Source organism: Agrobacterium pusense (assembly GCF_013285525.1).
Lineage (GTDB): Bacteria > Pseudomonadota > Alphaproteobacteria > Rhizobiales > Rhizobiaceae > Agrobacterium > Agrobacterium pusense.
On the sequence record NZ_CP053856.1, the window covers coordinates 861,655 to 884,244 of the forward strand.

The window sequence follows — 22,590 nt, forward strand, 5'->3', positions numbered from 1 at the left end:
TTGCGCATAACGCTCGCTACTGGAGCGCTAAAACAAATATAGCCAGCTCTGGGGGAACTGGCTATCTATCTGATTTAATGGTCGGAGCGGCGGGATTCGAACCCACGACCCCTTGACCCCCAGTCAAGTGCGCTACCGGGCTGCGCTACGCTCCGAACCTGAAAGCCGTTTATATAGAAGCCTGTTAGGGCGCAAGCGGAAAATGGCCTTTTCTAAAAAAAACGAACAAAGGATGTGGACTGCGGGAATGGGATCAATGGAGCACCGCGTTTTGCCGGCTGCGTGGCTGTCAAACACCTGACACATCATCTTTTCATCATGGCCGGAACCTGCCGCGATCTTTAACGTTCATTCGCAGCGGAATTGAAACTCAGGGAGACAAACAATGTCCGAACTTGTCGTTGTCGGTTTTGACGGAACGGAAGAGGCCGACCGGGTCCTTCTGAAGCTTGCGAGCCTGAAGAAGGAGTATCTGGTCGATCTGGAAGATGCCGTTGTCGTGGTTCGCGATGAAAATGGCAAGGTTCATCTGAAGCAGAGCGTCAACCTGACAGCGATCGGTGCAAGTTCCGGATTTCTGTCCGGTGGCCTGTGGGGCGGACTCGTCGGCCTGCTGTTCCTCAACCCGCTGGCGGGATTTGCGATCGGCGGTGCCATTGGCGCGGGAACGGGCGCGCTTGCGGGCTCACTGACGGATTACGGCATCGATGACGATTTCATCAAATCCCTGGGCGAGACCATTCCAAACGGGTCGTCGGCTCTTTTCGTATTGATCCGAAAGGTGCAGCCGGAAAAGGTTCTGGCGGAACTGGAAGGGCTGCGCGGCAGGGTTATCAAAACATCGCTCTCGCCGGAGCAGGAAGCCGAACTACAGAACGCACTTTCGGGCGGGCGCCATCAGCCTGCTACACCGGTTGCCTGAAACGGATAAAAGCAACGCTGCGGCATCATCGATGTCGCAGCGCTTCTGCGTCAGCCGTTGCTGTCAAACGGTGAGTGTGCCGTCTTTAGCCTGCGGCCAGGTGAGATAATAATAACGGCTGCCGACACTGCCAAAAAACGCGTTGTCGCCGGAAATGCCATCGATATAAGCCCCGTTGGCGCCCTTTGCATAGGCCGCTCCATCGCGTTTCAGATGATCCTTCAGGAAGTCGCTCCAGCCCGCCGTTGCGATCGCTGTGGCGGGTTTCGAGGCGGTCTTGGGGTCGTCTGTCACATCCCACGCTTTGATCTTTACGCCGTCCGCCGGGTTGGACACCGTCAGCGTGCCGGCAGCCAATGCTTCCAGCATCGCCTTGGCCTGCGCTGCCTTGGCGGGATCCCCGGACAGTTCTTCGAGCGTCGCTTTCAGATCCTTCATGAAATCCGCCTGGGTGATGTCCCCGGAAGCGGCCGTCTTGTCCGTATCACCGCTCTCCGCCTCATTGCCCGAGGTTTGCGCATATTGCGCCAGAAGCTGCGTCAGCCGAGTATTGCTGGACGAGGTGGAGGTGTCGATGCCATAGGAATTGAGGAGCGTCGTCCGTGATGATGTGGAAGTCGCGGCGGAGTTGTCTTCCTGTTCCCTGATGGCCTTGAGGGCCAGTTTGGTGGCGGTGAGACGTGTGGAAAGGTCGATGGAGGAGACCATTGCGCGGGATGTCCATGATCGGACCAGATACGCATCATCCGTACCGGGCCGGCGCGGCGTGAATCTGCGATTCCTGCCATTTGTCCTCTTTCATAAGAAGACCGGGTGCGTTCCGGCCTTTTTTTGGCTGGAGCGCACCCGGTTTAATGGTCGGACTTTGCGCGACGCTTGCGGCTCAGTTTTCCTGAACGGAAACACCATTCGGGCCGATATTCATCTCGATCCCCTTGGGCTTGCTTTCTTCATGCCAGACGTAAATGCCAAGGCCTGCGATGACGACAATCAGCGCACCGATGATGAGATAGAGATTATTGGTCTGCGTCATAAGATGTCTCCCCGTTTGACAATCAGAATCGGGGGCTAAACGCATGAAATCGTGGAAGGTTCCGTTAGGTTAGCTGTTTATGCGCCAACCGCGCGCCGGCGCAGGCCTTCGCGTTTTTCCAGTGCCATGCAACCCCACAATATGCCGAGCAGCAGGAAGAAGTGTCGCCAGTGGTCGGTATCGATGACAGCACCGATCATCACATGCCCGACGAAAGCCACCCACGAAATGATCAGGAAGGCCTGCCACGGGCGCGGGCGCAAGAGATGTCTGAAACCGGCGGCGATGGTCCAGCAGATCAGGACGAGATAGATGACGAAGCCGAACCAGCCATGTGTCGTCAGGCTTTTCAGCCAGATATTGTGCTCGGCTGCGGGAAAGATATTGTCGAACACCATCGGGCCGATACCGAGCGGATGTTCCATCGCCAGCAGGAAACCGAGATAATGGCGGGCGAACCGTCCCAGATGGCCGCCATCATAAGATTGCACGGCCGAGGCGCGGCTGGAGAACAAATCGGCCACCTGTTTGAACTGCAGCGCGATGAGGACAGCCGCTACCATCAGTCCGGCGGCGACGAGAAACAGCACGAGGATTTTCAGGCGAAACGCCGCCGTACGTTCCTTCAGCATCATGACGAAGACGAGCAGTACGGTGGCAAACAGAAACAGCCCCCAGGCCGCACGCGAAAACGACAGGAACACGCCAAGCGACAGGATCAGCAGGCCGAGGATTCGCCAGGGTGCGTGCATCGTCTTGCCGGTCAGCAGGCCGTAGATGAGATAAAGCGATGGTGTCACCAGAAAAGGACCGAAGACGTTCGGATCCTGAAAGGCGCCCTTGGCGCGATCGTAAAGGGTGAAGACTTCGAAGCCCGGAATGGCATGAAAATAGCCGATGATGCCGAGCAGGGAGGTGATCACCGCCGCCGCCAGCCACGCCCGGAAAATCAAAAGCAGCCGCTGGTATCGGTCCTCGATGATTGCCGCGTAAAACACCGAAGTCAGCGCCAGAAATGTCGAAACAGCGAGATAAAGCGGACCCTCATCCAGGTCGGCCATGGTGGTGAGCGAGAGATATCCGCCGATATTGAAGGCGAGCAACAGGCACAGCAGCAGGATGACGGTGCGTGAAAGTCGCAGGCCAAGCAGAAACCACAGGGCCACTTGCCCGACCATCATCAGCTCATAGGGCGCTGGCTCGGAGATAACGAAGCCGGAAAGAAACACGCCGAAGGCAATGAAGAACGAACCGATGAGCCGCATGGCAGCCAAAGGCGCATCGAAATCCGGGGCGTGCTGATAACCGGTGTGGGTCAATAGGCGTTTTCCGATTTGAGCAGCCGGATCGGCGTCAGGAACAGAATCTTGAGATCGAGAAACAGCGACCAGTTCTCGATGTAATAGAGATCATATTCGGTGCGGAACTTGATCTTGTCGCCATGGTCGATTTCTCCGCGCCAGCCATTGATCTGGGCCCAACCGGTTACGCCGGGCTTGACCTTGTGTCTTGCGAAATAATGCTCCACCACTTCGGTATATTTCAGGTCGCCGGTCTGGGCATGAACCGCGTGCGGGCGGGGCCCGACCAGCGACAGGTCGCCATGAAGAACGTTGAAAAGCTGCGGCAGCTCGTCCATCGAGGACTTGCGCAGAAAGCGGCCAACGGGCGTTACGCGCGGATCGTTCTTGGTGACGGCCTTTTTTGCGGTCGGATCGCTGAGTTCCGTATACATGGACCGGAACTTCCAGACGTTGATGGTTTCATTGTTGAAGCCATGGCGCTTCTGCTTGAAGAGGATAGGCCCCTTGGACGTCGTTTTGACGGCGATTGCCGCGCCCACCATGACCGGCCACAGAAGGGCGATACCGATGAGGCTGAAGGTGATGTCGAACAGCCGCTTCGCGACGGAATCCCAGTCCCGGATCGGTTTGTCGAAAACGTCAAGCATCGGCACCTTGCCGACGTGGGAATAGGCACGCGGGCGAAAGCGCAGCTTGTTGGCATGCGCCGCAATGCGGATATCGACCGGGAGCACCCAAAGCTTGCGCAAAAGCTGGAGAATGCGTGCCTCGGCGCTTAACGGCAGGGCAATGATCAGCATATCCAGTTTGGTCAGGCGGGCGAATTCCACCAGTTCGGCGAAAGTGCCGAGCTTGGGATAACCCGCGACGACGTCGGGAGAGCGCGCGCTTTGCCGGTCATCGAAAATGCCGCAGATGCGGATGTCGTTGTCGGATTGCTGCTCGAGCGAGCGAATGAGATCCTTGGCAGCATCACCACCGCCGACGATGACCGCCCGGCGTTCCATGACGCCATTGCGGCCCCAGTGGCGGATGGCGAAGCCAAGGATCAGTCTTCCGGTGAAAATGGCGATCGCGGCAATTGCATACCAGATGCCGAAGGCTTGCCAGGAATGCAGCGCATCGGGAAAAAAGAGCAGAAGGAAACAGGCTGTGCCAACGAAGGACAGGCAGACCGCGCCCTGAATGCGAGCGAACATCGACAGTGGCGTGCGTAGCGTCGGCAACTGATAACAGTCGCCGGCCTGAAGAAGAAAGACGCAGAGCGCGGCCCCCAGTACGCCGCCGCCAAAAACCGCCAAGAAGGTCTCAATACCCCGATCGGCGGCGACGCCGTTGATGATGGCGGCGATCACTACGAGCATGGTGAATTCCAGAAGCCGCAACTGGCCTATCACCATGTTCGGGGAGTGATTGCCGCCGCGAAGCTGGTTGGCAATCTGCCGTGCGAGGGGGTTGAGAACGACGGCTTCCGATGTCGAAGGCCCGTTGGCCTCTTGCTCGGAAATCTGTTTGCGCAACGACGCCAGATCGAATTGCAGTCTATCCTTGTCAGCCTTGGTCATTGCCTGGTCCGCACCCTCCAGCGCATCGGCGCGAAAATCGGCATCGATTTCCGACCGGACGATACGCAACTTCAAAGTGGTGGAGCGGGCCTGATGCATCCGGACGGACGCACGGCGCTCCACGATCTGGAAACTAGCCGAAACATGCTAAGAAACGTTTATGATGGGTTTCTTGAGGATGACGGAATATACAATCAAAAATCGTGTTTTTGAAATGATTTTAGAGCAACAGCAGGTCGCGATAGAGCTTCATCATGTCATCCGCCATGACCGGCGTCGAAAACTTCGCCCTGAAGCTGTCGGGGTGGGGCATAATCCGTTTCGCCCAACCGGCATCTTCGGCATCCCTGGCCATGGCCCTCGCCAGCGCCTCGACGTCGCCGGCCGGGACGAGCGCGTCGCTTTCTTCTCCCAGAACTTCGGGAATCCCGCCGACATGGGAGGCGATGACCGTTTTCCCCGCCGCAAGTGCCTCCAGCACGATATAGGGCATGGCCTCCGCGCGGGAGGGGACCACCACCGTCGTGGCCAGGGCGAAGGCCTGTCTGGCGGGCATGGCGGCATGCATGGAAATGCGCCGGGAAAGACCGGCCTTGTCGATCATCGCCGCGTATTTGTCCCTGTCCGGCCCGTCGCCGACGATGACACCGGACATCGGCCGGCCGATGCCGCGCTCCATTTCCGCGAAGGCCTTGATGAAGAGGTCAGGCCCCTTAAGGTCGCGGAGCATGCCGATATAGAGGAAATGCGCCGCGCCCTCTTGCGCGGGGACGGGCTCGAACTCGTTTTCCTGTACGCCGTTATAGATCATCGCGGTACGGGTGCGCGGTTTGCCAACCTTGGCTTCATAGGCCGCCTGCTCGAACTTGCAGACGAAACAGAGCGCATCGGTGAACCGTTCCTGAAACCGCTCCAGCCGCAGGAAGAGCTGTCCTTTCAGGGTGTTGCGGGCATAATGCAGGCTTCCGCCGTGCGGTGAATAGAGGCGGGCTACGCGATACCTGTTCGCCCGCAGCAATGAGCCGATCAGCCGGGCCAAAGCGCCACCCTTGGCGCTGTGCCCGTGCAGAATGTCCGGCCGCAAACTTTTGATGTGTTTGTAGGATTTCCAAAGCGCCAGCAGATCGCCCGGGGTAATGGAGCGCCGGATGGGCAGGCGCGTCAGGCCGAGCTCCAGCATCGGCGCAATCTGCGCGAAAAGCCTCTCCTCATGCGCACCGCCGGTGGAACTGTCGCAGACGATGCCAACCTTGTGGCCCTGCCTGACATGTTCTTCGATAAGATCACGCACATGGCGGAAAACGCCGCCCACCGGCGAGCGAAAACAGTGAATGATGCGCAGTGGAGGGCCGTCGTCCGACACGTTCGCCGCGCCCCTTTCAGAAGAATCGTTCACGCACATAGACGGTATCACCCGCAAGAATGGGTGCGGTGATACCGATCCGGCCCGTCATCACTTCCGCGTTTATCTTGCGGGTGACGTCGACATCTGCCTGATTGGCGCGCGGGCTGAAGCCGCCGGCAATGGCGATGGCGTTCTGCACCGTCATGCCCGGCACATAGGAATATTGGCCAGGACGGCCCACTTCGCCCATGATGAAGACGGGGCGATAACGATCTATCTCGATCGTGACATCGGGATCGCGCAGATATCCCTGCCGAAGCTTGGCCGCGATCGCGGCTTCCAGCTGCGGCAGCGTCTTGCCCCGCGCGGGCACCTGACCGACGAGAGGGAAGGCGACATAGCCCGCCTGATCGACCGTATAGGTATTTGTCAGCCCGGCCTGTTCGAACACGTTGATACGCAGTCTGTCGCCGCTGTCGACGTGATAGGGTTGCAGTGCGGCCTCATTGAATGACCGTGGCGCAGGCTGATAGGCCGAACAGCCGGAAAGGGCCGTCAGAACGGCAAACGTCAGTGCGGTGACATGTCGTGATCCGGCGAGCGGCATCTCATCTGGCTCCGAGTCGAACTTTGATCATTCTTATCGTTCTGTTAGGGTTAATGCACGGTAAACGCGCAGCGTCAGGCCCGGTAATATCGGCTTTATTTCGTCGGAGTCTCGGTGATTAACGGTTGTGTTACCCGCAAGACTTAAACTTCGCGAAGATTGACTATCTTTATTTGAGCGCCCGAGGTTTATCTCGGTTACGGAGCCCGTATGAACGGCGATCGCATTGACGACAGGGATGTGGATATTGATCTTGCGCAACTCGTCGCGGCCATATGGCGGCGTCGGGGAAGAATCGCGGCCATAACGCTGCTGGCCGGCGGCGCCGCCTTTGTCGTTTCCAGCATGATGTCGCCCGCCTATAAGGGCGAGGCGCGCGTGCTCATTGAATCCCGTGCTGCTTCCTTTGGCGCTTCCCAGCAGTCCAACGCGCCGGCCGAGCCAGTGCTGGACGAACTGACAGTATCCAGCCAGGTGCAGATTCTGCAGTCCGTCGACCTCATCAAGCAGGTCGCCAGGGACATGAAGCTCTATGAACTCGAGGAATTCGATCCGGAGGCGCATCCTTCGCTGGTTTCGAGCCTGCTGGTTGCCGTCGGCGTCAAGAAGGATCCACTCCAGGTTCTGCCTGAAGAGCGGGTGCTGAAGGCGTTCCGCGAGAAATTGCAGGTCTATCAGGTCGAGAGTTCTCGTGTCATCACGGTCGAGTTTTCTTCAGAGGACCCGAAGCTCGCTGCGGCCATCCCGAACGAGATGATGAAGGCCTATCTCGCGCTGCAAAGCGGCGCGAAGCTCGATACCAGCACGGAAGCAGCGCGCTGGCTTGAGCCGGAAATAGCCACGCTGCGTGAAAAGGTGCGGGAGGCGGACAAAAAGGTCGCGGATTATCGTGCCTCCTCCGATCTTTTGTCGGCCGGGCAGGGCGAGACGCTCGCCACACGTCAGCTGAGCGACATCTCCACGGAACTCGGGCGTATCCGCGGCGAGCGCGCCAATGCGGAGGCGCGCGCAGAAGGCGTGCGCAACGCGCTTGCCAGCGGTCGTCCTCTCGATACCTTTCCCGATGTCGTCGCTTCTCCCACCATCCAGAGGCTGAAGGAAAACGAAACCAACATCCGCAGCCAGATTTCCGATCTTTCGTCTTCGCTGCTGGAAGGTCACCCCCGCATAAGGGCGCTGCGCAACCAGCTCGATGGCATCGAAAGGCAAATTCAGGAAGAAACCCGCAAGGTGCTGGCAAGTCTCGAAAACGAGGCCAATGTCTCACGCCTTCGGGAGCGGCAACTGGTGCAGCAACTGAACGTGCTGAAATCGGAAAGCGTGCGTGCCGGTGAGCAGCAGGTGGGCCTTAACGACCTGGAGCGGGAAGCATCCGCGCAGAGGCAGCTTCTGGAAACCTATCTCGCCCGCTATCGCGAGGCGACGTCGAGGGCTGGCTCTGCGGATTCCACGCCGGCCGATGCGCGTGTGATTTCGACGGCAGTTGAGCCACGCGAACCCTATTTCCCGAAAACCGGTGCCATCACCATCGTTGTCACGCTCGCAGCATTTCTGCTGTCCTGCATTGTCGTCATGCTGGTGGAACTCTTTACGGGTAGGGCGCTGAAACCGGTCGGAAGAAGTCAGGTTCCACCACTTTCCGATCCGCCACCACCTGCACGCGGGCCGGTTGAAGCGGATGAGACGACGGATGCGCCTGAGCAGCCGGCGCCGGCACCTGCTGAAAATGTGGCGCCGGGCGTCCGCGCCATGCCGGTTGCGGCACAACAGCCCGTCGCCGTAGAAGAGAAACGGCGTGACCCGCCCGCAGCCACTGCCATGCCGCCGGTATTGGCGGCAGAAGATGTCGCGGCTGCGAAAGAGGCGGTGGTGGATGAGGATGCCGATGCCGCCAGTGACTTTTCGATCGACGCCGTGGCGGGCTTTCTGTCCACACGGCTCGCCAAACCCGTCGCCGCCATTGTATCTCCGGCCGGTGACAGCGGTTCGACCACGAGCGTCATGCTGGCGCGCGCATTGTCTGAAATGGGGCGTTCGGTCGTTCTCGTCGACATGACGGCATCCGCCTGCCCGACACGGCTGATGTCGCCCGAGGCCGGACTTCCCGGTGTCATGGACCTTCTGGCAGGAGCGGCCGCCTTCGGTGAAACCATTCACGGCGACCGTCTGTCAGATGCGCATATCGTTCCACGCGGCAATGCGCAGCCCCGCGAGGCGATGCGTGCTCTGGACCGCCTGACGATGATCCTCGGTGCGCTTTCCGACGCTTACGACACGGTGCTTGTGGAGTGTGGAGCGGTGCAGATTTCGAGCCTCGAAAAAATGCTGCGCAATCTGCCGGCAGAAATCATTGTCTCGGTTCCAGACAAGGACGGGGAGATGCTGGAGAAAACGCTCGGAGAACTGGTTGCTCATGGCTACGAGCAGGCTCTGCCGATGACCGGCATGCGAAAGCCGGACCACCTGAGCGCGGCCTGATCGGCTGTTCAGTCGAGACCCCTTGTCGAAGCTGCTGTCGGCCGGCCGGCGCGGAAACGCTGAATGAGCGCATAGAGAGCCGGATTGGATTTGATCAGGCTTTTCGTTCGGGCGATCGCGACATAGGCTGCTGCGGCGATGCGACCTTTCACCGTTATCGGCAGGAATATATCGTGCTGCACGGTGAAAAGCGGGCACCAGCTGCGCTTGTAGAGCTGGTCGCCGACCCCGAAATCGAAGATCGCAGCCCTTTGGTGGCACGCCCTTTCAATCATCAGCCAGAACAGCAATTCTCCGGGGCTGAGTTCCGAAACGGATTCATCGATCGAACCGAACTGGCAGATGATGTGGTCCTGCTTGCGCGAAAGACCGGCTATTGCGGCGATGACGCCCTCGTTCTCGCCGTGCAGGCGAATGGCATGCAGCTCCAGCAGACTGTCTGTGCCCGTCTCGGGAAAATTGGCCAGGTCGTAAAAGAAATCCTTTACCGATTGGTCGCGAAAGACATCCGGAATGCCCTGCGATGCAAAACGGGCGGCTTTCTGCCGGAAGAAGGCCTGCAATAATTCACATCTTTCCTGTGGCGAATACGCGATCACATGGCTGTAACCGCCCATTTCCTCGGCTCTCCGGCTCTGGATCCGGAATTTCTTCCGCCGTCTCTTGGCATTGACCTGCCGGAGCGTGGCCTCGAAACTTTCGAGCAACGGAAGCTGGAAGGCCGGATTCTGGTTTTCGACCGAAGCTAGATGCGACAGGGGGTTGGTCCTGCCGCGCCACGTCAGCGGTATGTTCTGCAAAGCCAGAATGTCGGCCCGGCCGTGCAGCAGCTTCCGCGCCTCGCGGGCAATCGCCGCCGCGATTTCCTCTCCGGCCTGTTCGGCAAAGGAGGGGTCGAAAAGCCCGGTATTGATATTGTTGAAACGGCCGCCGGGGAAACGCGCCTTGCGAATGCCGCCCTCTAGCACGATTTCAAGCGGAAGCAGGAAGATCGTCTTGCCGCCCTGCCGGCCGCGAAGCGTCAGGAGCGCGCTGTCCTGCGTTTGTGCCCAGATGGAGCACCACCCAAAACCCTGATGCAGGGAATTGAGCGGATCGTTTTCCAGCCGCTTCCAATCGACATGGATGGTGGAAGCGTCATCGACGAGATCGACCGACAGACGGTCAGCGCCCCGCCGCTCGTTTTGCACGGCGGTTGGCGCTTGCTCGTCGCTGGTAAAGACCGGCCCCTCAGCCGCCATCCACTCTCTCCGGTTGTTTCGGTCGGACTATATCTTTGAGCGGCAAACAATCGGTTTATAAAATTGCGACCTTAAGGTGTCACGCGGTGGTCCCGCATTAGCCCTGTCTTTTTGGCCCGGCCATCCATTTGATGATCAGCATCGCCGGCAAAATCCACAAAATTCCTGTCAGCACGAAATAAGCGAGATGCACCCACCAGGGCGATTGCGCCAGCGCCGCCGATGCAATGGCCGTCGCCACCACGGCGTAAACGACGACGAGGCAGATGATGACGATGGTGCCGATAAGCGATCTGAGGCGAGGGTGCATGAAATCTTCCGTGATTGAACAGGTGCATGACTATAGCGCCGCGACCGGATGCCGCAAACCCTGAGGCCTTGTTTTGTGGTGCCGGTTGGGGCTAATCAACATGGCTGTATGAAGGAGACTGAAAGATGAGTTCGAGCGGCATGACGATGGCCAATGGTTCCGCGGAAATGGTGGTGCAGGCTGCCCTGCAGAAGCAGGAAAAGGACCGCCGCCTGCTGCGCGTCTGGCTGCGCCTCGTGCTTTTCACACTCTTCTGTCTGGTGCTCGTTGGTGGCGCAACCCGCCTGACCGAATCCGGCCTGTCGATTACCGAATGGAAACCGATCCATGGCGCGATACCGCCGCTCTCCGTTGCGGAGTGGGAAGAGGAGTTCCAGCTCTACAAGCGCATTCCGCAATATCAGGAAATCAACAAGGGCATGTCGCTCGACGAGTTCAAGACGATCTTCTGGTGGGAATGGGCGCATCGCCTGCTTGCCCGCGCCATCGGCCTCATCTTCGCTTTGCCGCTCGCCTTCTTCTGGCTGACAGGCCGCGTCGAAAAGCGCCTCCGGCTACCACTGGTCGGTCTACTGGCGCTTGGCGGCTTCCAGGGCTTCATCGGCTGGTGGATGGTCTCTTCCGGCCTCGTCAACCGCACGGATGTCTCGCAATATCGTCTTGCCACACATCTGACCATCGCCTGCCTCATCTTTGCGGGCTGCATGTGGATTTTGCGCGGCCTGTCCCATCATTCCCCCGAGGCCACCGACGAAAAGACGGGCAGGGGCTTTGCCGCGCTGTTGACGGTGCTCTGTCTCTTCCAGATCTATCTCGGCGCGTTGGTGGCGGGGTTGAATGCCGGCCTGTCCTATAATACGTGGCCGCTGATGGATGGTTCGCTGGTGCCGGGCGATCTCTTCCTGCAGCAGCCCTGGTGGATCAACCTCTTCGAAAACCCCAAGACGGTGCAGTTCATTCACCGCCTGGGCGCCTATACGCTGTTTGCCGCCACGCTGTGGCATATGGCATCGATGGCGCGCGCCTTGCCCGGTACGCCGCACGCCCGCCGCTCGGTGCTGTTCTTCGTGCTCGTCTGCATTCAGGCGGCGCTGGGAGTAACCACGCTGCTCATGCATGTGGATATTCATGTCGCGCTCGCCCATCAGGGCATGGCGCTGGTCGTGCTCGGTTTTGCGGTTGCCCACTGGCGCGGATTCATTGGAGAATATCCGCCGCCAGTTGCGGTTGAAGTCAGGGACTGAACTCGCTCAGAACTGTTTCAGGACGGCCTTAATGGTTGCCGCGACAGCGAGTTCGTTGTCGCGTTCTTCCGCATTTTCGTCCTCTTCATGCCACGCGGCAGAAAGGCAGCCATAGGCAAAGGCATATTGCAGCAATAGCCGTTCGTCCCGTTGGAGAGCCTTCGCAAAAATCGCCGCCATGGAGGCGATGCGCGCTTCGCTGCGGGTGAGGTCAAAACGGTCGAGCGGATTGGAGAACATGTTGGCGACATCGAGCGCCGCATCGCCGATCAGGCCAGCCGGATCGATGATGATCCAGCCGCGATCGCTGCGCATGATATTCTCATGGTGCAGATCGCCATGCAGCGGCTTGATATCGCGCTGCTGGCCGATCAGTTCCTGCGCAAGCGTGGCGGCCTCGATATAGGCGCTGTCGATGCCGTCGGAACGATCCTGTTCGGCCTTGCGGAACAGACTTTCGAAATAGAGAGGCAGCGTCAGCAGACTTGAGGGCGGCGGCTGCTCGGACGGCTGGTGATATCGAAGCAGGACCTCCGCTGCGATTTCCGTGGTGGCATCGTCGTCACCGTCGCGGAACAGCACGTCGCGCAGGGTCTCCGTGCCGGCATGTTCCATCAGAAGAATATCATCGGAGCGGTCAAGCAACTCCACGCAGCCGATCCCGGCGCGCCATTCGATGAAATCCGCGCCGCGAAGGCTGTCCGTCAATACTTTCTTCTTCAGAACCTTGGCGACCGCATGGGAACCGTCATCGCGCACAAGCTCGTAGACCACCCCGGCAGGCGTATCCGCAATCTGCTTTACGGCCTCGATATTCCACGAGGCCGGAAAAGAGGGCGTGGTCATGGTCATGAGCAACGTCTCATGCAGAGAGCATCAGTTCCATGTTCTGCACGGCAGCACCGGAGGCACCCTTGCCGAGATTGTCGAGTAACGCGACGAGGTTGATATGCTCGCCGCCCTCGGTGCCGAAGACGAAGAGCTTCATCGTATCCTTGCCAGCCAATTCCTCGGCATCGATACGCGCCAACCCCTTGCTCTCGGCCAGAGGCACGACGCTGACTATATCCTGTCCAGCGTAATGGGCGGTGAGTGCCGCATGGATCGTTTCGATATCAGTGCCTTCCTTAAGGTCGGCGGCGAACAGCGGCACCTGGACGATCATGCCCTGCGGGAAGCGACCTACGGAGGGCGAAAACAGCGGCGCGCGGTCAAGCTGGCCGTGAATGGTCATTTCAGGCACGTGCTTGTGCTTGAGCGTCAGGCCGTAAAGGAAATTATTGGCGCTGATGGCGTCGTCGCGGCTCTGGTCTTCCATTTGCGCAATCATCTGCTTGCCGCCGCCAGTATAGCCGGAGACCGCATTGACGCTGACAGGATAACCGTCCGGCAGGAGGCCAGCGGCCCGCAGCGGGCGAATAAGGGCGATAGCACCGGTCGGATAGCAGCCGGGATTGGCGACGAGGCGGGCAGAGCGAACCTTCTCGCCCTGGTCCTTATCCATTTCGGCAAAACCGTAAGCCCAGTCCTGATGAACGCGATAAGCGGTGGAGGTATCGATGATGCGGACATTATTGTTGCCAGCCACCATGGAAACCGCTTCCCGGGACGCGTCGTCCGGCAGGCAGAGGATCGAAATGTCGGCGCTATTGAGCATATCCTCGCGCATCGCCGCATTGCGGCGCTCGGCTTCCGGAATGGACAGCAGCTCGATATCGCGGCGACCGGCAAGGCGCGTGCGGATCTGCAGACCCGTGGTGCCGTGTTCGCCATCGATGAAGATCTTCGCTGTCATGTCCTTGTCCTGACTTTTCAGAGGGTTGCGAGGGTAGTCGGAATCAGTTTGGCAAGTGCCGTCGTCTTTGTCAGCCAGCCTTGGCCAGCCGTTCGGCACGCAGGCCAAGCATATACATTGCAACGGTCGCTCCGGCAATGGCGGTAATATCCGCATGATCGTAGGCGGGTGCCACCTCCACGACGTCGGAGCCGCGAATATCGAGCTGGCCAAGCCCACGCAAAACGGAGAGAATTTTCGCGCTGGTCGGCCCGCCGGCGACGGGTGTGCCGGTTCCCGGCGCGAAGGCGGGATCGAGGCAATCAATATCGAAGGTTAGATAGGTGGGCATACCGCCCGTGTGCTTGACGATCAGCGACGCGATATCGCTGGCCCGCATGTCCTCCACCTCGTAACCGTGGAGAATCCGGATGCCGAAATCGTCAGGCGCGTGGGTGCGGATGCCGATCTGGATCGAGCGGTCGGCATCGATCAGCCCGTCGCGCACGGCGCGGGCCACGAAGGAGCCGTGGTCGATGCGCTTGCCATCGTCGAACCATGTATCCTGATGCGCGTCGAACTGCACCAGCGCGAGTGGGCCGTGCTTGGCCACATGCGCTTTCAGCAATGGCCAGGTGATGAAATGATCGCCGCCGAGCGTCAGCAGGTAATCCGTCTTGGAGATGATCCTGCGCGCTTCCTTTTCGATCGTGTCAGGCGTTTTCCAGTGGTTGCCGTAGTCAAGCAGGCAGTCGCCATAATCAATGGTCGGCATATGGACGAAGAGATCGCGCGCGAAAGGATATTGCGGATCATTATCGAAAATCGCCGAAGCGCGGCGGATCGCCTGGGGCCCGAAACGTGCGCCGGGACGGTTGGAGGTCGCCGCGTCGAAGGGAATACCCCACACGGTAGTCGAAACGCCTTTGAGGTTCTTGGTATATTTGCGCCGCATGAAGGAGAGGACACCGGCATGGGTCGGGTCCGTGGCGGCCGATGTCAGGGACATTGCGGTGAAGGCATGGTCGATGGTTTTGGCCGGCATTGATCACCCCATTGCGATTTGCGCCGAGGTTGCTGTCTTCCTGATGAAAAAACAAGGGAGGAGGCCATGAAAAAAGGCGGAGCCGAAGCCCCGCCTTTCAAAGTTCTGAACGAACCGTTCCTGGAAGCGATTAGCGCTTCGAGAACTGGAACGAACGGCGGGCCTTGGCCTTACCGTACTTCTTACGCTCGACAACGCGGCTGTCGCGGGTCAGGAAGCCACCCTTCTTCAGAACGGAGCGCAGGCCCGGTTCGAAGTAGGTGAGGGCCTTGGACAGGCCGTGACGAACTGCGCCGGCCTGACCGGACAGACCACCACCGGCAACGGTGGCGATGATGTCGAACTGACCCGTGCGGGCAGCGGCAACGATCGGCTGCTGGAGGATCATCTGCAGAACCGGACGTGCGAAATACGTGGTGAAATCGCGGCCGTTGATGATGATCTTGCCAGAACCGGCCTTGACCCATACGCGGGCTACGGCGTTCTTGCGCTTGCCGGTCGCGTAGGAACGGCCGAGGGTATCAACCTTGCGGACATGCACGGGAGCCGAAGCTTCCGAAGCCGGGGCGAGGTCTTTCAGAGAGGAAAGATCGGCCATTATCAGGCGCTCCTTACGTTCTTCTTGTTGAGCGCGGCAACGTCGAGAACGACCGGCTGCTGTGCTTCGTGCGGGTGGTTGGAACCGGCGTAAACGCGCAGGTTCTTCATCTGACGACGGCCGAGCGGACCGCGCGGGATCATGCGCTCGACGGCCTTTTCAACGACGCGCTCCGGGAAGCGGCCTTCGATGATCTGGCGAGCCGTACGCTCCTTGATGCCACCCGGGTGACCGGTGTGCCAGTAGTACTTCTTGTCGGAATACTTCTTGCCGGTGAGGGCAACCTTTTCCGCATTGATGACGATGACGTTGTCGCCATCATCAACGTGGGGGGTGTAGGTAGCCTTGTGCTTGCCGCGCAGGCGGGTTGCAACGATGGTGGCGAGGCGACCAACAACGAGGCCTTCGGCGTCGATGATGACCCACTTCTTCTCCACCTCAGCGGGCTTCTGAACGAAAGTAGACATGAATTTCACTTTCTAACGTGGACCCGTCATCCTCTTCATGAAGAGCATACGGGCGTTTCTTGTTGCTTGGTTTGGTTGCCGATAAGGGCTACCGCAAATGACCCTATTCCGGCTGGAATCCGATCTGGCGCGCTTATACGGTGCGCGAACAAAAGCGTCAATATGATCGATTTTGGAGGTCGCAAAAATAATCAAGTAAAAACAAACGGTTGATGATGGGGTATTATTTTACCCCATCATCTGACCTCGTTTTACCCCAGCCGCATCACCAGAACGCCCGCTGCAATGATGCCTCCGGCAAGGTAGCGCCAGATGCTGGCGCGTTCTTTCAGGATCACCACTGATATCACCAGCGCGAAAAGAATGGAGGTTTCCCGGAGTGCTGCGACGACGGCGACAGGCGCTTTGGTCATGGCGTAAAGCGCCAGCCCATAGGAGAGTATGGAGCCGCCGCCACCGATAAGGCCACGCCACCAGTTGCGCCTGACATGCTGGACGACGGGGCCGGCGCCCCGCTGGTAAAACGCGAAACCGAACAGCAGCACGGGTGGCAGCAGAGACATCCAGAGCGTGTATGAGATGGCGTTGCCGGAAAGCCTTGCGCCGACACCGTCGACGAAGGTGTAGGATGCAATCACGAAAGCGTTGAGCAGGGCGACCATGATCGCCTTTCCGCCCCCGCGCCTTGCCTCGAAAGCAAGCGTCAGGATCCCCGCGGAGATGACGCCGATGCCCGCAATCGCCAGCGGGCTCAAAATCTCGCTCAGGAACAGGCTGCTCGTCGCCGCCACGATCAAGGGTGCCACGCCGCGCATGACGGGATAGACAAGGCCGATGTCGCCGATCGTATAGGCGGCGGCGACAAGGCGGAAATAAGCGAATTGCAGGACGGCTGAGGCGATCAGGAAGGGAATGGCGACTGGCGAGGGAAACGGCAGGAAAGGCAGAAACGGCAGCGAACAGGCTGCAGCCCCCGCCGCAATCAACGAGGCGTCCAGCGATTTATCGGAACCGGATTTGACCAGCGCATTCCATCCGGCATGCAGCATTGCGCCCAGAAGCACCAGAATAAGAATGTCGAATGTCACAGTCAGAGACTCGCTCGCGGGCTTTTCGGGCAATCTACAGCATTGGCCTCAGAAACTGGAAGTCATTTTCCGGACGGGCAGGGTATGCTTTCAATTGCCTCGCCGAGGTCGTCCCAATCCGGTGCCTACGGGCTTTGTTTTTATGGATTATGACACGCGTCAAATTTTTGATTTCTATGCGTCATGAAAAAACGAGATCCAATATCGCGCATGAGACACGCTTTCCTGCTTCTGATTTAATCCGGAAAATAACGCCTGATGCACGGCTTGCGGATCAGCCTCGCGCTGCGGATTTCCTTGAAAAATGACCGAGCACATCATTTATTCCAGTTGTTGGTATTGCGCCTGGCGTTTCAAATGAGCGTGCGGGCGACTAAAATCGTATGATGACCAATGAAAATAAATTTCAGAATTCCCATCGAAACTCCACTATAACGTTGCAGACTTATAGAATGGTTGGTTTACGAAATAACTTTTTGAAAATTAGTCGCGGCTAAATAACCGGTGAACGGAATGAAAACAAACAGGAGACGAAGAGCGCATGGAATGCACGCTAATGTTGTTTCCGCCTGTTTCGATGGCCGTTCGGCGCAATTTTTGAAAAGTGGATGAAAATACTCAATACATCCGGTGTGTGCGCGATTTTGTGAAATCATTTTGCGTCGATGAAAACGGGGTTGCAGAGTGCCGATCCGGCGGAGATATTAATTTTTGCGCTTTCGGGGTTCCGGAGACGACCGGAGCGTCCTAGATGAGAATGGCATCGCATGAAACGGCGTGAAGGTTGCCGGCGCTGGAACCATGCGGGAGAGGAGAGGCTGGTGGGCATTAAAGCAACGCTCCAGACGCCTGCGCCTCTCTGGATCAGGTGGTATGCCAAAGGAATAAGTTGACATGCAGCATGATACTTACGAAGCGGATTACCTCAGGAAAATCCTGACGAATGTCAAAACCATCGCCCTGCTGGGAGCTTCGCCCAATCCGGATCGGCCGAGCCATGGCGTCATGCGCTTCCTGCTGTCCAAGGGCTATCGCGTGTTTCCGGTCAATCCGGGTCAGGCGGGCAAGGAGATACTGGGACAGGCGGTCTATGCCCGGCTGGCCGATATTCCCGAGGCTGTTGATATGATCGATGTGTTTCGTGCGCCGGAATATCTTTCCGCGATTGTCGACGAGGCGATCTTGCTGCCGCAACGCCCAAAGGTGATCTGGGGTCAGCTATCCGTGCGGGACGATAATGCCGCCGCCAAGGCCGAGGCTTATGGCATTGACGTGGTGATGAACCGTTGCCCGGCAATTGAGTATCCGCGTCTCAATATCGCACGATAGTTGGTACGGATTGGGCTTATCATTTGGCGCCAAGGCATTATGATCCCTCCAGAATTCCATTGGAGGAAACATCATGCCGAGCAGCAATCCCGGTTTTTCAACGCTGGCCATCCATGCGGGCGCACAGCCTGATCCTACGACCGGCGCACGGGCGACACCCATCTATCAGACGACGGCCTACGCTTTCCGTGATGCGGATCATGCCGCCGCCCTGTTTGGGCTGAAAGAGTTCGGCAATATCTACACCCGCATCATGAACCCCACTCAGGCGGTTCTGGAAGAGCGTGTGGCCGCGCTTGAGGGTGGTACCGCAGCGCTTGCCGTCGCCTCCGGCCACGCCGCACAATTGCTGGTTTTTCATACGCTGCTGCAGTTCGGCGACAATTTCATCGCCGCCCGTCAGCTTTACGGCGGATCGATCAACCAGTTCGGCCACGCCTTCAAAGGTTTCGACTGGCAGGTTCGCTGGGCCGACGCCACCGATCCCGCCAGTTTCGAACAGCAGATCGATGAGCGCACACGCGCCGTCTTCATAGAAAGCCTTGCAAATCCAGGCGGCACCTTTGTGGATATCGCCGCAATTGCCGAAGTTGCCCATCGGCACGGCCTGCCGCTGATCGTCGACAACACGATGGCAAGCCCATATCTGCTGCGACCGCTGGAACACGGTGCAGACATCGTACTGCATTCGCTGACGAAATTCCTCGGTGGCCACGGTAATTCCATGGGCGGCATCATCGTTGACGGCGGAACCTTCGACTGGTCGGCAACTGACCGGTTTCCGGCCCTGTCACAGCCCCGGCCCGAATATTCCGGCGTCGTGCTCCACCAGACTTTCGGTAATTTCGCCTTTGCCATCGCCTGCCGCGTGCTTGGCCTGCGCGATCTCGGCCCGGCGATTTCGCCCTTCAACGCCTTCCTCATTCTCACGGGAATTGAGACCCTGCCGCTGCGCGTTCAACGCCATTCAGACAATGCGCTTGCCGTCGCCAAATGGCTTAAGGCACATCCCAAGGTCGGCTGGGTGAATTATGCCGGCCTGGAGGAAAGCGACAATCACGCCCTCCAGCAGCGTTACTCGCCGAAGGGCGCGGGTTCGGTCTTTACATTTGGCGTCAAGGGCGGTTATGCGGCCGGCAAGGCACTGGTCGAAGGGCTGCAGCTATTCTCCCATCTCGCCAATATCGGTGACACGCGCTCGCTTGTCATCCACCCGGCTTCCACCACCCATGCCCAGCTGACGCCGGAGCAGCAGACGGCGGCCGGCGCCGGTCCGGATGTGGTGCGTCTGTCCGTCGGAATCGAGGATGTCAACGACATCATTGCCGATCTTGAACAGTCGCTTGCAAAAGTCTGAGAGGCCGGCGTCGCGATGAGCAACCTACTGACATTCGAAGATGCTTCCCTCGAAGCAGAGCATGGTGCGCCAGCGCCGGAGCGATTGATCTCCGGCGACCCCAAATTCACCACATGGAATCTGGAGGAAGCGCAGGGCGGAATTTATGCCGGCATCTGGCAATCCACACCTGGAAAATGGCGTGTCGTCTATGACGAATGGGAATATTTCAGCATCCTCGAGGGCCATTCCATCCTGACCGAGGATGGCGGGCCCCCGCGTGACCTCAGACCGGGCGACAGGCTTGTGCTGCGGCCCGGCTTTACTGGCACCTGGGAAGTCGTGGAGACAACACGAAAAGACTATGTCATCAGGCTGTGACGGCGGAAATCCACTCGGTCACGCTATTGCTGGTCGAACGAGATGATGGATTGAAGGAGCCCGGGAAAGCGGGCTTCCAAATCGTCGACACGGACGACGCTGATATTCTCGACACCCTGTTTGTGGGTTCGAATCAACCCTGCCTCCCGCAGGATCCGCATATGGCTGGACAGGGTTGAACGCGGCATGTCCTGGCAGGGTGCTGCGGCACCACAATTCTGTCCGGTCTCGGAGCCCCATAATTTTCGGATGATGCCCATGCGTGCCGGTTCGCCAAGAGCGGCGAGCACGGCCGTGAGCGAAATGTCTTCGCGTGCGGGATGAAAAAACTGAGCCATGGACCGCCTCTAGCACACGGATTGACAAGCTTCAATATTTCAATAAAACCGAAATACCGAATTATGGTTATTCGGAAATTACGACATTCATGGAGTTTGCAATGTCTGGATTATTCAGTGGGCAGGTCGTGGTCGTCACCGGTGGGTCGACTGGCATCGGCTTTTCCGTCGCGAGATTGGCTCTGGAAGGCGGAGCCTCCGCCGTTTACGTGACAGGCCGCAATACCGCCAATCTCGAGGCAGCGGTCGCCAGGCCCGGGCAGGGGGCGATCGGCTTCGCGTCCGATGTTGCCAAGCTCTCCGATCTGGAGCGGCTCAAGGCGCGCATTGAAGCAGATGGCCGGAAGGTGGACGTGCTCGTCGCCAATGCCGGCATCGCCGAGAACAATGACCTCGGTGATACCCACGAGGCGCTGTACGACCGGATTTTCGACATCAACGTCAAGGGCGTTTTCTACACCGTGCAGACATTGCTGCCGGTCTTGCGCGATGGCGGCTCGATCGTGCTCACCGGGTCGATCGTCGGCAACAAGGGCCTGGAGAGGTTGAGCGCCTATAATGCTTCCAAGGCGGCCGTTCGTTCATTCGCCCGCAGTTTTGCCAACGACCTCAAGGCGCGGGGCATCCGCGTCAATACGGTTAGCCCGGGCGTGACCCGCACGCCGATCATGGAAAACGGCCTGAAGCTTGATGAAGAAAAGATCGCCGGTTTCGAGGCTTATCTGAAGGATGCCGCGCCGATCGGCCGGATGGCCGACCCCGACGAGATCGCTGAGGCCGTTCTGTTTCTGGCCTCTTCAAAGGCCAGTTACATCACCGGCGTCGAGCTTTCGGTCGATGGCGGTCTGGCCCAGATTTAAGGCCTGCACACGCTACCAGCTGAGATCGAGCCGCTGCAGCCCATGGAAATGATAGACATCCTTGACCTTGGGCGGCTCGGCAATTTTCAGGCGCGGCAGGCGTTTGAAAAGCAGTGGCAGGGCAAGGTTCAGTTCCAGTCTTGCCAATGGGGCGCCGATACAGAAATGGATGCCGGCGCCGAAGGAGACATTGGCGCCTTCGTTGCGCTCCGGCCGGAAGGTCAGTGGATCAGGGAATTTTGACGGATCGAGGTTGGCCGCAGCCAGGATCAGGCTCACCTTGTCGCCGCGCTTGAACTGCACGCCGTCAATCTCGACCGGCTCCAGAACCCATCGCTGGAAGATGTGCACCGGCGCGCAGATCCGCAGGGTTTCCTCCACCGTGCGTTCCGTGGCGGCCTCGTCGCTGAACAAGGTCTGCGGCGATATCCCGCTCTCCAGAATGATACGCACGGAATTGCCGATCTGATGAACGGTCGCTTCATGGCCCGCGTTGAGCAGGACGATGGTGGTGGACACCAGCTCGTCGTCGGTCAGATATTGACCCTTGTGCTCGGTATGGATCATGTGGCTCAGCAGGTCGTCCTCAGGCTTGGCCCGCCGCTCGGCGATCACGCCGCGCACATAATCCGAAAATTCCTTCGCTGCCCTGTCGGCCAGAAGCTCGTCTTCCGGTGTGCGCTTGAACATGTACATGCCGACATAGGCATGCGACCACTTCAGCAGCTGCGGCCCCATTTCCTCGGGAATGCCGATCATCCGGGCGATCATCGTTACCGGGATGATATCGGCATAGGAGGAAAGCAGTTCCGTCTCGCCCTTCTCTTCGAAAGCGTCAATCAGCCGGTTGGCGAGTTCCTCTATTTCCGGCTTCATCTTGTCGACATGCCGTGACACGAAGGCGCGGTTGATCAGCGTGCGCAGCCGCGTATGCTCCGGCGGCTCCAGTTCCAGAAGCGAGTGCTGCTCGGCCAGGTCGAAATGCTTCACATGCTCAAGCGGCTCTGGCAGGCCGATCTCTTCACGACTTGCCACATGCAGGATCTGTCGTCCAAACCGGCGGTCGCGCAGCAGCGAGCTGACATGGTCATAAGAGGTGAAAAACCATTGCCGCTGCTCTTCCCAGTAGAAAGTGGGACATTGCGCGTGCAGGGCGGCGTAGACGGGGTTCGGATCGTTGTAAAAAGCCGGGTCGCGCGCATCGAGTGAAACGTGGCGGGTGGCGGAATCGATTTTGAGAAAGGGAAACGTCGCTGTCATGCTGATGGTTTATTCCGCGCTTGGCGCTTTGGGAAGGGCGGCAGGCGTTCCTTTATATGTCACCA

General features: G+C 58.9%; 23 protein-coding genes and 1 tRNA gene. 7 read left to right on the forward strand and 17 right to left on the reverse strand.

Features of this window, described 5'->3' with window-relative positions:
* Positions 1–78: 78 nt before the first annotated feature.
* A tRNA-Pro gene (locus HQN82_RS04225) sits at positions 79–155 on the reverse strand.
* A 230-nt stretch (positions 156–385) separates the two neighbouring features.
* On the opposite strand from HQN82_RS04225, the gene HQN82_RS04230 reads away from it, so the two are divergent.
* Positions 386–922 (forward strand): DUF1269 domain-containing protein, encoded by a 537-nt coding sequence (locus HQN82_RS04230; protein ID WP_173614575.1) that lies wholly within the window; start codon positions 386–388, stop codon positions 920–922.
* A gap of 63 nt (positions 923–985) precedes the next feature.
* On the opposite strand, the gene HQN82_RS04235 is transcribed toward HQN82_RS04230, so the two are convergent.
* The 6 genes from HQN82_RS04235 to uppC all read right to left on the reverse strand — a co-directional run bounded on the left by HQN82_RS04235 (position 986) and on the right by uppC (position 6,776).
* Positions 986–1,630 carry a hypothetical protein gene (locus HQN82_RS04235; RefSeq protein WP_112765732.1) on the reverse strand — a complete coding sequence of 215 codons (645 nt, stop codon included), beginning with the start codon at positions 1,628–1,630 and terminating at the stop codon, positions 986–988.
* 175 nt (positions 1,631–1,805) lie between these two features.
* Positions 1,806–1,955, reverse strand: a complete 150-nt coding sequence (locus HQN82_RS04240) for a hypothetical protein (protein WP_003521552.1) — start codon at positions 1,953–1,955, stop codon at positions 1,806–1,808.
* A gap of 77 nt (positions 1,956–2,032) precedes the next feature.
* Positions 2,033–3,274, reverse strand: a complete 1,242-nt coding sequence (gene uppF / locus HQN82_RS04245; protein ID WP_173614576.1) for a polysaccharide biosynthesis O-antigen ligase family protein UppF — start codon at positions 3,272–3,274, stop codon at positions 2,033–2,035.
* Positions 3,271–4,824, reverse strand: a complete 1,554-nt coding sequence (gene uppE / locus HQN82_RS04250) for a polysaccharide biosynthesis glycosyltransferase UppE (protein ID WP_004441267.1) — start codon at positions 4,822–4,824, stop codon at positions 3,271–3,273. Before uppE ends, uppF begins: the two co-directional genes overlap by 4 nt.
* A gap of 220 nt (positions 4,825–5,044) precedes the next feature.
* A complete protein-coding gene (gene uppD, locus HQN82_RS04255; protein WP_035207901.1) occupies positions 5,045–6,187 on the reverse strand; it encodes a polysaccharide biosynthesis type 4 glycosyltransferase UppD in 1,143 nt (380 codons plus the stop codon).
* Positions 6,188–6,203: 16 nt separating this feature from the next.
* On the reverse strand, positions 6,204–6,776 hold the full coding sequence (gene uppC / locus HQN82_RS04260) for a polysaccharide export protein UppC (RefSeq protein WP_004441270.1): 573 nt from the start codon (positions 6,774–6,776) through the stop codon (positions 6,204–6,206).
* 210 nt (positions 6,777–6,986) lie between these two features.
* On the opposite strand from uppC, the gene uppB reads away from it, so the two are divergent.
* Positions 6,987–9,254, forward strand: coding sequence for a polysaccharide biosynthesis protein UppB (gene uppB, locus HQN82_RS04265; RefSeq protein ID WP_173614577.1), 2,268 nt, complete (start codon positions 6,987–6,989; stop codon positions 9,252–9,254).
* An 8-nt stretch (positions 9,255–9,262) separates the two neighbouring features.
* Here the strand turns inward: uppB and uppA are convergent, their stop codons facing one another.
* Both uppA and HQN82_RS04275 read right to left on the reverse strand, forming a co-directional pair.
* Positions 9,263–10,495 carry a polysaccharide biosynthesis GNAT family N-acetyltransferase UppA gene (uppA, locus tag HQN82_RS04270; RefSeq protein WP_173614578.1) on the reverse strand — a complete coding sequence of 411 codons (1,233 nt, stop codon included), beginning with the start codon at positions 10,493–10,495 and terminating at the stop codon, positions 9,263–9,265.
* Between the two features lie 97 nt (positions 10,496–10,592).
* Positions 10,593–10,805: a DUF2842 domain-containing protein gene (locus HQN82_RS04275; RefSeq protein WP_004441278.1), complete on the reverse strand. Its 213-nt coding sequence runs from the start codon at positions 10,803–10,805 to the stop codon at positions 10,593–10,595.
* A 140-nt stretch (positions 10,806–10,945) separates the two neighbouring features.
* On the opposite strand from HQN82_RS04275, the gene HQN82_RS04280 reads away from it, so the two are divergent.
* Positions 10,946–12,049: a COX15/CtaA family protein gene (locus HQN82_RS04280; RefSeq protein ID WP_168183784.1), complete on the forward strand. Its 1,104-nt coding sequence runs from the start codon at positions 10,946–10,948 to the stop codon at positions 12,047–12,049.
* Positions 12,050–12,055: 6 nt separating this feature from the next.
* Here HQN82_RS04280 and HQN82_RS04285 read toward each other — a convergent pair whose 3' ends face one another.
* The 6 genes from HQN82_RS04285 to HQN82_RS04310 all read right to left on the reverse strand — a co-directional run bounded on the left by HQN82_RS04285 (position 12,056) and on the right by HQN82_RS04310 (position 17,021).
* The gene (locus HQN82_RS04285; RefSeq protein ID WP_173614579.1) at positions 12,056–12,901 is read right to left on the reverse strand and encodes an aminoglycoside phosphotransferase family protein; all 846 of its coding nucleotides are present in this window, start codon (positions 12,899–12,901) and stop codon (positions 12,056–12,058) included.
* Positions 12,902–12,911: 10 nt separating this feature from the next.
* Positions 12,912–13,844, reverse strand: a complete 933-nt coding sequence (gene argC, locus HQN82_RS04290) for an N-acetyl-gamma-glutamyl-phosphate reductase (RefSeq protein ID WP_004441284.1) — start codon at positions 13,842–13,844, stop codon at positions 12,912–12,914.
* A gap of 70 nt (positions 13,845–13,914) precedes the next feature.
* Positions 13,915–14,868 carry an agmatinase gene (gene speB / locus HQN82_RS04295; protein ID WP_173614580.1) on the reverse strand — a complete coding sequence of 318 codons (954 nt, stop codon included), beginning with the start codon at positions 14,866–14,868 and terminating at the stop codon, positions 13,915–13,917.
* Between the two features lie 130 nt (positions 14,869–14,998).
* Positions 14,999–15,466 (reverse strand): 30S ribosomal protein S9, encoded by a 468-nt coding sequence (rpsI, locus tag HQN82_RS04300; RefSeq protein ID WP_003521540.1) that lies wholly within the window; start codon positions 15,464–15,466, stop codon positions 14,999–15,001.
* A gap of 2 nt (positions 15,467–15,468) precedes the next feature.
* A complete protein-coding gene (rplM, locus tag HQN82_RS04305) occupies positions 15,469–15,933 on the reverse strand; it encodes a 50S ribosomal protein L13 (RefSeq protein ID WP_004441288.1) in 465 nt (154 codons plus the stop codon).
* A 251-nt stretch (positions 15,934–16,184) separates the two neighbouring features.
* Positions 16,185–17,021 carry an EamA family transporter gene (locus tag HQN82_RS04310; RefSeq protein WP_004441289.1) on the reverse strand — a complete coding sequence of 279 codons (837 nt, stop codon included), beginning with the start codon at positions 17,019–17,021 and terminating at the stop codon, positions 16,185–16,187.
* A gap of 894 nt (positions 17,022–17,915) precedes the next feature.
* Between HQN82_RS04310 and HQN82_RS04315 the strand changes: the two genes are divergently transcribed.
* From HQN82_RS04315 to HQN82_RS04325, 3 genes are all read left to right on the forward strand, one after another.
* Positions 17,916–18,350: a CoA-binding protein gene (locus HQN82_RS04315; protein WP_022556028.1), complete on the forward strand. Its 435-nt coding sequence runs from the start codon at positions 17,916–17,918 to the stop codon at positions 18,348–18,350.
* 73 nt (positions 18,351–18,423) lie between these two features.
* Positions 18,424–19,707: an O-acetylhomoserine aminocarboxypropyltransferase gene (locus tag HQN82_RS04320; protein ID WP_112765739.1), complete on the forward strand. Its 1,284-nt coding sequence runs from the start codon at positions 18,424–18,426 to the stop codon at positions 19,705–19,707.
* Positions 19,708–19,722: 15 nt separating this feature from the next.
* Complete coding sequence (locus tag HQN82_RS04325) at positions 19,723–20,067, forward strand: cupin domain-containing protein (RefSeq protein WP_112765740.1); 345 nt, start codon at positions 19,723–19,725, stop codon at positions 20,065–20,067.
* Positions 20,068–20,090: 23 nt separating this feature from the next.
* Here the strand turns inward: HQN82_RS04325 and HQN82_RS04330 are convergent, their stop codons facing one another.
* Positions 20,091–20,405, reverse strand: coding sequence for an ArsR/SmtB family transcription factor (locus HQN82_RS04330; RefSeq protein WP_006697985.1), 315 nt, complete (start codon positions 20,403–20,405; stop codon positions 20,091–20,093).
* Between the two features lie 89 nt (positions 20,406–20,494).
* On the opposite strand from HQN82_RS04330, the gene HQN82_RS04335 reads away from it, so the two are divergent.
* Positions 20,495–21,265 carry an SDR family NAD(P)-dependent oxidoreductase gene (locus tag HQN82_RS04335; protein WP_173614581.1) on the forward strand — a complete coding sequence of 257 codons (771 nt, stop codon included), beginning with the start codon at positions 20,495–20,497 and terminating at the stop codon, positions 21,263–21,265.
* A 12-nt stretch (positions 21,266–21,277) separates the two neighbouring features.
* Here HQN82_RS04335 and HQN82_RS04340 read toward each other — a convergent pair whose 3' ends face one another.
* A complete protein-coding gene (locus HQN82_RS04340; protein ID WP_173614582.1) occupies positions 21,278–22,525 on the reverse strand; it encodes a cytochrome P450 in 1,248 nt (415 codons plus the stop codon).
* Positions 22,526–22,590: the final 65 nt, after the last annotated feature.